This is a genomic window from Streptomyces marokkonensis (assembly GCF_039539045.1).
Lineage (GTDB): Bacteria > Actinomycetota > Actinomycetes > Streptomycetales > Streptomycetaceae > Streptomyces > Streptomyces marokkonensis.
The window spans coordinates 1-13,224 of sequence record NZ_BAABCQ010000077.1; the positions used below are offsets into that span (position 1 = coordinate 1).

Consider the following 13,224-nt stretch of genomic DNA (forward strand, 5'->3'; position numbering starts at 1 on the left):
CACTAAGTCGACAAGTGGCGCGCGTTCAACGAACACGCCGAACCTCCCGTTTTTCTTTTCACCCTATGTGATCAGCCGTAGCGCTGCCCAACCAGGGTGCTGGCCTGCACGTATACCCGTCAACTCCCTGATGACGCCGGGGCAGTGGGAACACTCACGTCGAAGTGCCGCGCGTCGGGCGCCGCTTTCATCAGCGCGGTGAGAACTTGCGCTTTCCTTACGCCCCGTTCACCGCTCCCCCACGCCACGGTCCGGTCACCGCTCAACTCCAGCGAGATGTCGTCGTAGGAACGGACCTTGACGACCCGTGCGTCCTTGGCGACGGCGTCCGGGAGACGGCCGGCCACCCGGACCGCCTCCCGCACCAGGCGGTCCTCGTCGAAGCGCCACAGGCTCGCCGCCGCCGTCCCGGACCGGGCGAGCTTCAATTCCAGCGTGGGAACGTTTTTCGGCGCCCGGGAAACCGTGGCGAAACGGACGCCTTCATCGTCCACTTCCACGAAGTTTCTCCCCTTTTGGACAATCAGAACCGGGGTACGCTCCGTCACTTTCAGGTCGATCCCGTGCGGCCAGGAACGTTCCGCGACGACCTCGTCGACGCGGGGCAACTCCTGTCGCAGCCGCGCCTCCACCGCCTCGGTGTCGACGGAGATCAACGGGTCGCCGACGGGCACGTCGGCGGCCGAGCGCACCTGCGCGACCGTCAGCACACGCGTTCCGGACACGGACACGCGTTCCACCCGCGTCCAGTTCGAGCCGTAGAGCAGCCAGACGGTCCCGCCCGCCACGAGCACGAGGGCAACGGTCAGGATGATGATCGTACGAAGACGGGGTGGGCCGAACCGCCACGCACGGGGCGGGCCGGACGACTTCCGCTGGCGTTCACCGCGCTCGGCGGTGGTCGGTCCGGCCACGCTCCCTGCCCTCCGTCATTCCTGACTAGCGGCGCGCACGGGCGGCGATCGCCTCGTACACCATGCCGACGAGCAGGTCGTCGGCGTCCCGGCGGCCGAACTCGGCGGCGGCGCGGGACATCTCGTACAGCCGGTGCGGGTCGGCGAGCACGGGCAGGACGTTGTGCTGCAGCCACTCGGGCGTCAGTTCCGCGTCGTCGACCAGCAGTCCACCGCCGGCCTTGACCACCGGCTGGGCGTTGAGCCGCTGTTCGCCGTTGCCGACGGGCAGCGGGACGTAGGCGGCCGGAAGTCCGACGGCGGAAAGCTCGGCGACGGTCATCGCGCCCGCGCGGCAGAGCATCATGTCGGCCGCGGCGTACGCGAGGTCCATCCGGTCCAGATAACTTACCGGGATGTACGGGGGCATCCCCGGCATCTGGTGTACCTGCGGCAGTTCGTTCTTGGGCCCGACCGCGTGCAGGATCTGGACACCGGCCTGCTGGAGCCAGGGCGCGACCCGCTGCACCACCTCGTTGAGGCGGCGGGCGCCCTGCGAACCGCCGGAGACCAGCAGCGTCGGCAGGTTGGGGTCCAGCCCGAACGCCGCGCGGGCCTCGGGACGCACCGCGGCGCGGTCCAGGGTGGCGACGGCGCGTCGCAGCGGGATGCCGATGTAGCGGGAGTTGCGCAGCTTGCTGTCGGGAGTGGAGACGGCGACCTGCGCGGCGTACCGCGAGCCGATCTTGTTGGCCAGCCCGGGGCGGGCGTTGGCCTCGTGGACGATGATCGGCACTCCGAGCCGCTTGGCCGCGAGGTAGCCGGGCAGGGCGACGTAGCCGCCGAAGCCGACCACGGCGTCCGCCCTGGTGCGCTCCAGGATCTGCTCGGTCGCCTTGATCGTGCCGCGCAGCCGGCCCGGGACGGTGATCAGTTCGGGGGTGGGCTTGCGCGGCAGCGGTACGGCCGGGATCAGCGCCAGTTCGTACCCGCGCTCGGGTACGAGGCGGGTCTCGAGGCCGCGTTCCGTGCCCAGGGCCGTGATCCCCACGGTGGGATCCTGCCTGCGCAGGGCGTCCGCGAGGGCGAGCGCGGGCTCGATGTGGCCCGCGGTTCCTCCGCCGGCGAGTACGACATGCACCGAAATTCACCGCTCTCCGGACGAACGCGCCGCAGGGGCACGCCGTCGCATCGTGTTCCAACTCCGGGGGCTCCGCTTGGACCCGGAAACCCCGGCTCCCCGCTTTCTACCAAAGCGAGGTTGCCGCAGCGCAAGCGCCGCCCGCGCGCCGGGCTCGTCGCGCGCGAAGGCGATGAGCAGTCCGACGGCGAACATGGTCGGCAGCAGCGCCGAACCCCCGTAGGAGAACAGCGGGAGGGGTACACCGGCGATCGGCAGCAGCCCGAGGACCGCACCGATGTTGATCACGGCCTGGGCCGTGATCCAGGTGGTCACGCCTCCCGCGGCATACCTCACGAAGGGGTCCTCCGTGCGTCCGGCCACGCGGATACCCGCATAGCCTAGAGCCGCGAACAGGGCGACCACCGACAGCGTCCCCGCCAGGCCCAGTTCCTCACCGGTGACGGCGAAGATGAAGTCGGTGTGGGCTTCGGGGAGTTGACCCCATTTCTCCACACTGGCACCAAGCCCGGAACCGAACAGTCCGCCCGAGGCGAGGGCGTAGATGCCGTGCACGGCCTGCCAGCAGGCGTCGCCCGGACCCGGGTCGGTGGCGCCGATGCACTCCAGCCGGGCCATGCGGTTGGGGCTGGTCTTGATGAGGATGAAGCCGAGCAGCACGGCGATCGACAGCACTCCGGCGAACAGCCGCGTGGGCGCGCCCGCCAGCCACAGCAGGCCGAACAGGATCGCCGTCAGGATGATCGCCGTGCCCATGTCGCCGCCGAGCATGATCAGCCCGAGCAGCATGAACGCCGCCGGCACCAGTGGCACCAGCATGTGCTTCCACTGCGTCAGCAGCTTCCTGTCCTGCTTGCGGGCCAGCAGGTCGGCGCCCCACAGCACCAGGGCCAGTTTGCCGAACTCGCTGGGCTGGATCTGGAAGGAGCCGCCCAGCGCGATCCAGTTCTGGTTGCCGTTGACCGCCATTCCTATCCCCGGCACCTGCACCAGGATCATCAGGACGACGGCACCGGCGAGAATCGGGTAGGCCAGCGCCCGGTGCAACTTCACCGGCATCTTCATGGCGGCCACGAGGAGGACGACGCCGATCAGCGCCGCAAGGGCCTGCTTGCGGAAGAAGTACGACCCCGGCAGCGACAGCTGGAGCGCGGTGATCTGGGAGGCCGAGTAGACCATCACCAGGCCGAGCACGGTGAGCAGCGCACTGCCGCCGGAGATCAGGTAGTAGGCGGTCAGCGGCCGGTCCCAGGCGCGGCGGAGGCGCTGGTGGAGGCGGAGCAGCGGGTTCTCGTGCGGCGGCCCCGGCGTGGCGGGTCGCTTGACGGCCCGCTGTACGGGCGGACGTCCGGTACGGCTCTGGGGACTACCCGGCATCGCGGCCTCCGCTGTACGTCGGCATGGACCGTCCCACCCGTCCTCCCGAAGTCACCCGGCGCAGGAGACTGCCGGGTCAGGCGCCGAGTTCGCGAACGGCCTCCGCGAACGCGTCACCACGCTTGTTGTAGTTGGTGAACATGTCCATCGAGGCACAGGCCGGGGCCAGCAGGACCGTGTCGCCGGGCCGGGCGAGCCGCTGGGCCTCCCGGACGGCCTGGAGCATCGCCCCAGTGTCGGTCCGGTCGAGGTCGACCACGGGTACTTCGGGGGCGTGTCGCGCCAGGGCTTCGCGGATCAGAGCGCGGTCGGCGCCGATCAGCACCGCGCCGCGCAGCCGCTCGGCCGCCCCCGCGACCAGCTCGTCGAAGGTGGCCCCCTTGGCCAGCCCGCCGGCGATCCAGACGATCGAGTCGTACGCCGCCAAAGAGGCCTCGGTGGCGTGGGTGTTGGTGGCCTTGGAGTCGTCCACGTACGCCACGCCGTCGACGTCGGCGACGTGCGCGATGCGGTGGGCGTCGGGCGTGAAGGCGCGCAGCCCGTCCCGCACCGCGGCGGCGGAGACGCCGTAGGCGCGGGCGAGGGCCGCCGCGGCAAGGGCGTTGGCGATGTTGTGCGGGGCCGGCGGGTCGACGTCGGAGACCTCGGCGAGTTCCTGGGCGTTCTTCTGCCGGTCCTCGACGAAGGCACGGTCGACCAGGATGCCCTCCACCACGCCGAGTTGGGAGGGGCCGGGGGTGCCCAGGGTGAAGCCGATCGCCCGGCAGCCCTCCTCGACGTCGGCCTCGCGGACCAGGTCCTCGGTCGACGGCTTGTCGGTGGCATCGACGTTGTAGACGCAGGCGACGGTGTTGCCCTCGTAGATGCGCCCCTTGTCGGCGGCGTAGGCCTCCATGGAACCGTGCCAGTCGAGGTGGTCGGGGGCGAGGTTGAGGACGGCGGCCGAGTGGGCGCGCAGGGAGGGCGCCCAGTGGAGCTGGTAGCTGGACAGCTCCACGGCCAGGACGTCGTACTCCGTCTCGCCGGTGACCGCGTCCAGCAGCGAGACGCCGATGTTGCCGACGGCGGCGGTGCGCAGGCCGGCGGCCTTCAGGATCGACGCCAGCATCTGGACGGTGGTGGTCTTGCCGTTGGTGCCGGTGACGGCCAGCCAGGGAGCGGCCTTCCGTCCCTCGAGGCCGCGCAGGCGCCAGGCGAGTTCGACGTCGCCCCAGACGGGGACGCCGGTCTCGTGGGCCGCCGTGAACAGCGGCTTGTCCGGCTTCCAGCCGGGCGCGGTGACGATCAGCTCGGTGCCCTCGGGGAGGGTGCTCCCGTCGCCGAGGCGCACGGTGACGCCGAGCGTTTCCAGCTCGGCCGCCTGTGCCCGCGCGCGCTCGTCGTCGCCGTCGTTGACGACGGTGACACGCGCGCCCAGGCCGTGCAGGACCTTGGCCGCCGGCACACCGGAGACACCGAGTCCGGCGACGGTGACGTGCTTGCCCTGGAAGTCGAAAGGCACCGAGGAGGAGGTCACTTGTCCGCTGCCCATCCCGCGTAGAAGATACCGAGTCCGACGATCACACAGATGCCCTGGATGATCCAGAAACGGACCACGACAAGGACCTCGGACCAGCCTTTGAGTTCGAAGTGGTGCTGGAGTGGCGCCATCCGGAAGACCCGCTTGCCGGTGAGGCGGAAGGAGCCGACCTGGATGACCACCGACATGGTGATCAGGACGAACAGGCCGCCGAGGACGGCCATCAGCAGTTCGGTGCGCGAGCAGATCGCCAGACCCGCGAGCACACCGCCGAGCGCGAGCGAACCGGTGTCGCCCATGAAGATCTTGGCCGGCGAGGTGTTCCACCACAGGAAGCCGAGGCAGGAACCCATCAGCGCGGAGGCGACCACGGCGAGGTCGAGGGGATCTCTCACCTCGTAGCAGGCGCCCGGGTTGGTCAGGGTCAGCGCGTTGGCGCAGGACTCCTGGAACTGCCAGACGCCGATGAAAGTGTAGGCGCCGAAGACCAGGACGGAGGCGCCGGTGGCGAGACCGTCCAGACCGTCGGTCAGGTTCACGCCGTTCGACATCGCGAGGATCATGAACAGCGCCCAGATGACGAACAGCACCGGGCCGATGGTCCAGCCGAAGTCGGTGATGAACGACAGCTTCGTGGACGCCGGGGTGTTGCCGCGGTTGTCCGCGAACTGCAGCGAGAGCACGGCGAAGGCGATGCCGACGATCAGCTGGCCGGCCATCTTCGCCTTGGCCCGAAGGCCCAGCGAACGCCGTTTGACGATCTTGATGTAGTCGTCGAGGAAGCCGACCAGGCCCATACCCACCATCAGGCCGAGCACCAGCAGGCCCGAGAAGGTCGGCGCGGTGTCGACCTCGGGCCCTTCCAGGTAGCCGGTGATCACCTTGGCGAGGAAGTACGCGGCGACCGTCGCGAAGATGAAGGCGATACCGCCCATGGTCGGCGTACCGCGCTTGCTGGCATGCTCGCGCGGTCCGTCGTCGCGGATGTACTGGCCGTAGCCCTTGCGGGCCAGGAGCTTGATCAGCAGCGGAGTGCCGACCAGCGTCAGGAACAGACCGATGACTCCCGCGAACAGGATCTGCTTCATCATCGGGCGGCAACCTCGCCCTCGGCGCCGGTCTCCAGCAGCGCCGAGGCGACGCTCTCCAGACCCACCGAACGGGACGCCTTCACGAGCACGACGTCCCCTGGGCGCAACTCGCTGCGCAACAGGTCGACCGCCGCCTGTGCGTCGGACACGTGCACCGACTCCTCACCCCACGAACCCTCGTTGTATGCGCCCAGTTGCAGCCATCGGGCTTCCCTGCCCCCGACCGCGACGAGCTTGCTGACGTTGAGCCGGACGGCAAGCCGCCCGACCGCGTCGTGCTCGGCGAGCGCCTCGTCCCCGAGCTCGGCCATCTTGCCGAGCACCGCCCACGTACGACGTCCCTTGCCCATGGCCACGAGCGCGCGCAGGGCGGCTCGCACGGACTCGGGGTTCGCGTTGTAGGCGTCGTTGACGACCGTGACGCCGTCCGGGCGCTCGGTGACCTCCATCCGCCAGCGGGAGAGGGAGCCCGCCTCGGAGAGCGCGGTGGCGATCTCGTCTGCGGACATGCCCAACTCGTGGGCGACGGCGGCCGCGGCGAGCGCGTTCGACACGTGGTGCTCACCGTACAGGCGCATGGTCACATCGCTTGCACCGGAGGGTGTGTGAAGGCTGAAGGAAGGCTGTCCGGTGTCCGTGAGTCGCACGTTCTCGGCTCGAACGTCCGCTTCGCCGGACTCTCCGAAAAGGATCACCTTCGCCTTCGTGCGGGAGGCCATGGCCCGTACGAGGGGATCGTCCGCATTGAGGATCGCGGTGCCGCCCTCCTCGGCCGGTGGAAGCGCCTCGACGAGTTCGCCCTTGGCCTGGGCGATCTGCTCCCGGCCGCCGAACTCGCCGATGTGCGCGGAGCCGACGTTGAGGACCAGGCCGACCTTCGGCGGGGTCAGTTCGGCGAGGTAGCGGATGTGACCGATGCCGCGGGCGCCCATCTCCAGGACGAGGAAGCGCGTCTCCTCGGTGGCGGTGAGCGCGGTGAGCGGCAGCCCGATCTCGTTGTTGAGGGAGCCCGGCGTGAACACCGTGGGGGCCTTGCGGCCCAGCACCTGGGCGATGAGGTCCTTGGTGCTGGTCTTGCCGGCGGACCCGGTGAGCGCCACGAGGGTGGCGCCGAGGCGCCGCACGACGTGTCGGGCGAGGGCAGCGAGGGCGGCCTGGACGTCGTCCACGACGATCGCCGGCACGCCGACGGGACGGGAACCGAGCACGGCCACCGCGCCCGCCCCGACGACCGTCGGCGCGAAGTCGTGGCCGTCCACCCGCTCGCCCACGAAGGCGACGAAGAGGCAGCCGGGCCCCGCTTCCCGGGAGTCACGGACGACCGGCCCGGTGACCTGCGCGGACGTATCCGGTATGTCATGCATCCGCCCGCCGACGACTTCTGCGATCTCGGCGAGAGAGAGGGTGATCACAAGTTCGTCCCCTGGATCATATGGATCATGCGGGATTTCATCCCTGGGTCTTCTGGATGGCTTCGCGAAGCACCTGGCGGTCGTCGAAGGGACGGACCACCCCGGCGATGTCCTGGCCCTGCTCGTGGCCCTTGCCCGCCACCAGCACGGTGTCGCCGGGCTCGGCCCGGGCGACGGCGGCGGCGATCGCGGCGGCCCGGTCCTCGAAGACCTGGACCTCGCCGCGCTCGTACGCGGGCACGGTGGACGCGCCCTGGAGCATGGTGGCCAGGATCGCGAGGGGGTCCTCGGAGCGGGGGTTGTCGGAGGTCAGTACGGCGGTGTCGGCGAACCGCGCCACGGCGGCGCCCATCGGCTCCCGCTTGGTGGTATCCCGGTCGCCGCCGCAGCCGAGCACGGCGTGCAGCTTGCCCTCGGTGACCTTGCGCAGCGCCTTGAGGACGGATTCGACCGCGTCGGTCTTGTGGGCGTAGTCGACCACCGCGAAGTAGGGCTGGCCCTCGTCCACGCGCTCCAGGCGGCCGGGGACGCCCGGCACCGCGGCGATGCCGTCGGCGGCGGTCTGCGGGTCGAGGCCGGCCGCGGCGAGGGCGACGATCGCGGCGAGGGTGTTCGCCACGTTGAACGGGCCGGCCAGCGGTGACTTGGCGGCGATCCGCTCGCCCTTCGGCCCGAGCACGGTGAACGTCGAGTCCAGCGGGCCGACCTCCACGTCGTCGGCGCGCCAGTCGGCGTCGGGGTGGCCCTCGGCGGAGTAGGTGACGACCGGGACGGTGGCCTCGTTGGCGAGGCGGCGTCCGTACTCGTCGTCGACGTTGACGACGCCGAGCCTGCTGCGCTCCGGCGTGAACAGCTGCGCCTTGGCCTGGAAGTAGTCCTCCATGCCGGAGTGGAACTCCATGTGCTCCGGGCTGAGGTTGGTGAAGACCGCGAGGTCGAAGACGCAGGCGTCGACCCGGCCGAGCACCAGGGCGTGGCTGGAGACCTCCATGGCGACCGCCTCTGTGCCGCGCTCGCGCATCACCGCGAACAGGGCCTGGAGGTCGGTGGCCTCGGGCGTGGTCCGCTCCGACTTGATGCGCTCGTCGCCGATGCGCATCTCGACCGTGCCGATGAGCCCGGTGGCCTTCGCCGTGCGCAGGCCGCCCTCGACGAGGTAGGCCGTGGTGGTCTTGCCGGAGGTGCCGGTGATGCCGATCTGGAGGAGGTCGCGGCCGGGGTGGCCGTAGATCGTGGCCGCCAGCTGGCCCATCCGCGCGCGCGGGTCGTCGACGACGAGCGCCGGCAGACCCGTGGCGGCGGCGCGCTCCGCGCCGGCCGGGTCGGTCAGCACGGCGGCGGCGCCGAGGCCGGCGGCCTGGGTGACGAAGTCGGCGCCGTGGGCGCGGGCTCCGGGGAGGGCTGCGTACAGGTCACCGGGGCGGACGGCACGCGAGTCGTGGGTGATGCCTGTGATTCCGGCGGTGCTGTCCGGCGCGGTGACACCCAGCTGACCGGCGAGTTCCGCCAGGGGTGTGGCGGAGATCCGCACCGGCCGGGGCGGTCCCGGATAGGTCACGGGGTGGCCCTTCTGGGTGGTTTGGGACTGATCAGCGTGTGGCACGGCGGTGAGCGTACCGGGCGTACCCGCTTCCGGGCGAAGTGAGGGGCGGGAGCTGCTCTGGTTCCCGGGATCGGGGGTGATCGTCGTCACGGGTGGTTCCTGGTGGCTCGGTACTGAATCGGCGCTGGCTCGGTACTGGCTCTGCTGGCTCGGTGGCTCGGTGGCTCGGTGGTGGTTCTGCTGGCTCGGTGGTGGTTCTGTGGCTCGGTGGTGGCTCGAGATGCCGGCTGGTGCCGGCTCGACGCCGGTGCGGTCTGTCGCTCCCGGTCAGGGCTTGAAGGTGACCGGGAGATTCGCGGGGTCGGCCCCCGTCGGCGGGACCTGGAGGGTCTTCAGGGCGAACTCCATGACCTGCTTGTAGATGGGACCGCAGATCTGGCCGCCGAAGTAGCTGCCCTCGGTCGCGTTCTGGATGGCGCAGTAGACGGTGACGCGAGGCTTGTCGGCGGGGGCGAAGCCGGCGAACGACGAGGTGTAGCCGTGGTATTTGCCGGTGGCCGGGTCCACCCGGTTGGCCGTGCCCGTCTTGCCCGCGACACGGTAGCCGGGGATGCGGGCCTTGTTGCCGGTGCCTTCCTCGTCGTCGACGACGGACTCCAGCATCTGCGAGAGGGTCTTCGCCGTCTTCTCGCTGACCACACGGGTCTTCTTGGGCTCGGCAGCCGGGGTGAAGCGTCCGTCCTCCCCCTTGGTGCCGCGTACGAGGGTGGGTTCGACACGGACGCCGCCGTTGGCGATGGTCGAGTACACGGAGGCCGCCTGCAGCGCGTTCACGGAGACGCCCTGGCCGAAAGGAATCGTGTACTGCTGCGAGGTCGACCACTGGCCGGGCGGCGCGAGGATGCCCTTCGTCTCGCCGGGGAAGCCGAGCCCGCTGTGGCTGCCGAGGCCGAACTTGCGCAGGTAGGAGTAGAGCACCTTGTTGGCCTCCTCCTGCGTCCTGCCCAGCTCGCCGGTGGCCATGATGGTGCCGATGTTGCTGGACTTGGCGAGGACGCCGTTGAGCGTGAGGTACCAGGTGGGGTGGTCGACGTCGTCCTTGAAGAGCCGGTCGCCGCGCTTGAGCCGGTTCGGGATGACGAGGTGGGTCATCGGCGTGGCGGCGTTCTCCTCCAGTACGGCCGCCATCGACATCACCTTGGCGGTGGAACCGGGCTCGAAGGCGTCCTGGAGGGCGGCATTGCCCAGCGCGTCCGGGTCCGCGTGGGCGAGGTCGCCGGGGTCGAAGCCGGGAGAGTTGGCCATGGCGAGGATCTCCCCGGTGGCCGTGTCCTGGACGATGACGTAGCCGCCGTCCGCCTTGGACTTCTTCACCTGCTCGCTGATGGCGTGCTGAGCGGCCCACTGGATGTCGCGGTCGATGGTGAGCTCGACGTCGCTGCCGGGTACGGCGGGCGTCCCGGTGGAGCCGGCGGTGGGCACCTGACGGCCACCGGACTGCACGTAGCGGATCTCGCCGTCCTTGCCGGCCAGTGCCTTGTCCAGCTTCCGTTCGAGACCGCCGCCGCCCCTGCCGTCCGCGCCGACCCAGCCGATGATGCCGGCGGCGAGGTCGCCGCCCGGGTACACCCGCTTGCTGCTGGGATCGGCGAGAACACCCGCGAGGACGTTGACCACGGACTCGTCCGTCTCCGTCTTCTTGGCGAGCGCGGTCTTCAGGTCCTTGATCTGGTTCCAGACCTGCGGGGTCTGCCGGCGGGCGAGGACGACGTAGCGCAGCTTCTCGTTCTCGGGGCGGAGCCGGTCGACCAGGTCCTCGGGGTCCTCGCCGAGAATCGGCGCGAGGAGCGCCGCCGCCTGCTCGGGACCGTCGCCGACCTCCAGCTGCTCACGGGTGAACAGCGTGGGGTCGGCGGTGATGTCGTAGGCGTCCACGGTGGACGCGAGGGCGACGCCGTTGCGGTCGGTGATCCCGCCGCGTTCGGCGGGCAGGGCGTGGACGACGTAGTGGTTCTGCTCGGCCTTGGCCGCGTACGTGCCGGCGTCGACGGCCTGCACCTGGAGCAGCCGTACGACGAAGGCGGAGAGCACCAGGGTCAGCGCGAGGCCGATCATGCGCAGGCGCGGGCGGGGGCTGCCCAGCCGGATGGTGCGTGGCGCGGCGGGCCGGGGCGGGCCCGGACGGCGGGCGGGCCGGGCGCCGGGACCGGGCCGGCGCCCTCCGCCGGGGCGGACGGGCCTGGCGGGTCCGGGCACTCGGCGGCGCGGCGGTTCCCTGTCGGACACTTCCGTCACCTGCCGGGAGTCGGGGTCGGGGCGGGGGTGGTCGCGGTGGTGGGGGTGTCCGCGGAGGTGGGGGCCGAGCCGGCGGGAGCGGTGGTGGGGGCCGCGGTGGCGGGGGGGTCCGTGAGCGCCTCGGGGGCGACGACCAGCGGGGTGGCGGCGGCGGGCGCGGGGTTCGGCGAGCCCTTGACGGTGCCGTCGGGGGCCAGGAAGGCGGGGTCCCCGCCGGGCACCATGCCCAGCTCGCGGGCGCGGCGCTGGAGGGCCCGGGGCGCGGAGTAGGCGTCGATGTCCCGCTGGAGCGCCTGCTCCTCGTCGGTGAGCTCCTTCGTCCTCTGCTTCAGGTCGTCCAGTTGGAACGAGCCCTCGCTCATGGCGGAGTTCAGTACCAGGAGCCCGATGAGGCCGCCGCCGAGAAGGACGACCACGAGGAGGACGAACGGGGCCCGGGCCGCCTGGCCGCGTCCGCCCGCGGGCGGCAGGAGCTGGGCCAGCCGGGCCGCCCTCCCCTTCAGTTCGGGTTTCCCGCTCACTCGTCCTCCCCGGACCCGGGTGGGCCGTCCGGGCCCGCTCCTGGCCTGCCTCGCTCGTTTCACCCGATGGACTCCCTGATGCGCTGGGCTCCGCGCAGCCGTGCCGGTGCCGCCCGCCGGTTCTCCGCGATCTCCTCCTCGGTGGGAAGTTCGGCACCGCGCGTGAGGAGCTTGAGCCGGGGCGCGTAGCGTTCGGGGACGACCGGCAGTCCGGGCGGCGCGGTGTTGGCGGCGCCGGCCGCGAACACCTGCTTGACCAGCCGGTCCTCCAGGGACTGGTACGACAGCACGGCGATCCGCCCGCCCACGTCGAGGGTCTCGACGGCGGCCGGGATCGCCCGCTCCAGGACGGACAGTTCGCCGTTGACCTCGATGCGCAGGGCCTGGAAGGTGCGCTTGGCCGGGTTGCCGCCGGTGCGCTTGGCGGCCTGCGGCAGCGCGGCGCGGATCAGCTCCACGAGGCGCGCGCTGTTGCTGAACGGCTCCTTCTCGCGCTCGCGCACGACCGCGGACACGATCCGCTTGGCCTGCTTCTCCTCGCCGTACGCACGCAGGATGCGGACGAGTTCGCCCGGCGGGTAGGTGTTGAGGACCTCGGCGGCGCTCATGCCGGTCGTCTGGTCCATCCGCATGTCGAGCGGGGCGTCCTGGGCGTAGGCGAAGCCGCGGTCCGCCTCGTCGAGCTGCATGGAGGAGACACCGAGATCGAACAGCACGCCCTGGACGCGCGGGATGCCGAGCCGGTCGAGCACGTCGGGCAGCTCGTCGTACACGGCGTGCACGAGGGCGGCGCGCTCGCCGTACGGCGCGAGCCGCTCGCCGGACAGGCGCAGGGCCTCCTTGTCCCGGTCCAGGGCGACGAGCCTGGCCTCGGGGAAGCGTTCGAGGAACGCCTCGCTGTGCCCGCCGAGTCCCAGCGTGCAGTCGACGACCACGGCACCCGGCTCCGTCAGGGCGGGCGCCAGCAGGTCCAGACACCGCTGGAGCATCACCGGGACGTGTCGACTCTGGCTCAAGTGGGGCGGCCTCTCAGGTCCGGCGCGACGTCACGCACCGCCGGGTCCCCTCCCGCTCGTGAAGGGGAGGCCTGCCGGCGCCAAAAGCGTCGGCCGGCCGGGAGCGGGAGGAGGCCGAGCCGTACGTACGCGCCGCGCACGTGGGGAGATCTGGCGGGACGTCGCCCAGGTCTCCGGGAAATTCAGTCCAGCAGGGAGAGCCTCGCCTCCCGCTTCGCGTCACTTTAGTCCACCCTGTCGCCCGGTCAATCAACCGGCCTGCGCGTCGTGGGTACGGCGCCCCCAAACCGGTGCCGTAGGGCTTTTCACCCGTACGGACGCGTCCGCTCCCCCTGTGGGTTGGCTCACAACAAGCCTCGATGGCGTTCTTTGTCCCGCTTCACAGCGGGCCACGGAGGGGGACGGCCAGTAACGTC

Annotated in this window: 10 protein-coding genes; all 10 read right to left on the minus strand. The window is 71.0% G+C overall.

What is annotated here, in order from left to right:
• Window positions 1-119 precede the first annotated feature (119 nt).
• The 10 genes from ftsQ to rsmH all read right to left on the minus strand — a co-directional run bounded on the left by ftsQ (window position 120) and on the right by rsmH (window position 12,808).
• Window positions 120-914, minus strand: coding sequence for a cell division protein FtsQ (gene ftsQ, locus ABEA26_RS19960; RefSeq protein ID WP_345594039.1), 795 nt, complete (start codon window positions 912-914; stop codon window positions 120-122).
• Window positions 915-939: 25 nt separating this feature from the next.
• Window positions 940-2,034 (minus strand): undecaprenyldiphospho-muramoylpentapeptide beta-N-acetylglucosaminyltransferase, encoded by a 1,095-nt coding sequence (gene murG / locus ABEA26_RS19965; protein WP_345594040.1) that lies wholly within the window; start codon window positions 2,032-2,034, stop codon window positions 940-942.
• Between the two features lie 6 nt (window positions 2,035-2,040).
• On the minus strand, window positions 2,041-3,411 hold the full coding sequence (gene ftsW, locus ABEA26_RS19970; RefSeq protein WP_345594042.1) for a putative lipid II flippase FtsW: 1,371 nt from the start codon (window positions 3,409-3,411) through the stop codon (window positions 2,041-2,043).
• A 76-nt stretch (window positions 3,412-3,487) separates the two neighbouring features.
• Entirely contained in the window at window positions 3,488-4,912 is a 1,425-nt protein-coding gene (gene murD, locus ABEA26_RS19975) for a UDP-N-acetylmuramoyl-L-alanine--D-glutamate ligase (protein WP_345594086.1), read from the minus strand.
• Between the two features lie 11 nt (window positions 4,913-4,923).
• Window positions 4,924-6,018, minus strand: a complete 1,095-nt coding sequence (gene mraY / locus ABEA26_RS19980) for a phospho-N-acetylmuramoyl-pentapeptide-transferase (RefSeq protein ID WP_345594088.1) — start codon at window positions 6,016-6,018, stop codon at window positions 4,924-4,926.
• Window positions 6,018-7,433 (minus strand): UDP-N-acetylmuramoyl-tripeptide--D-alanyl-D-alanine ligase, encoded by a 1,416-nt coding sequence (locus tag ABEA26_RS19985; protein WP_345594044.1) that lies wholly within the window; start codon window positions 7,431-7,433, stop codon window positions 6,018-6,020. The genes mraY and ABEA26_RS19985 overlap by 1 nt, the downstream gene beginning before the upstream one ends.
• A 37-nt stretch (window positions 7,434-7,470) precedes the next feature.
• Window positions 7,471-8,991, minus strand: a complete 1,521-nt coding sequence (locus ABEA26_RS19990) for a UDP-N-acetylmuramoyl-L-alanyl-D-glutamate--2,6-diaminopimelate ligase (RefSeq protein ID WP_345594090.1) — start codon at window positions 8,989-8,991, stop codon at window positions 7,471-7,473.
• A 312-nt stretch (window positions 8,992-9,303) separates the two neighbouring features.
• Window positions 9,304-11,271 carry a peptidoglycan D,D-transpeptidase FtsI family protein gene (locus tag ABEA26_RS19995; RefSeq protein WP_345594045.1) on the minus strand — a complete coding sequence of 656 codons (1,968 nt, stop codon included), beginning with the start codon at window positions 11,269-11,271 and terminating at the stop codon, window positions 9,304-9,306.
• The gene (gene ftsL / locus ABEA26_RS20000; protein ID WP_345594046.1) at window positions 11,268-11,792 is read right to left on the minus strand and encodes a cell division protein FtsL; all 525 of its coding nucleotides are present in this window, start codon (window positions 11,790-11,792) and stop codon (window positions 11,268-11,270) included. Before ftsL ends, ABEA26_RS19995 begins: the two co-directional genes overlap by 4 nt.
• 59 nt (window positions 11,793-11,851) lie before the next feature.
• Window positions 11,852-12,808, minus strand: a complete 957-nt coding sequence (gene rsmH / locus ABEA26_RS20005) for a 16S rRNA (cytosine(1402)-N(4))-methyltransferase RsmH (protein WP_345594048.1) — start codon at window positions 12,806-12,808, stop codon at window positions 11,852-11,854.
• Window positions 12,809-13,224: the final 416 nt, after the last annotated feature.

Bases quoted from the DNA above. Each gene is read 5' to 3' on its own strand.
- ftsW (WP_345594042.1), bottom strand. From the start codon at position 3,411: ATGCCGGGTAGTCCCCAGAGCCGTACCGGACGTCCGCCCGTACAGCGG.
- mraY (WP_345594088.1), bottom strand. From the start codon at position 6,018: ATGAAGCAGATCCTGTTCGCGGGAGTCATCGGTCTGTTCCTGACGCTG.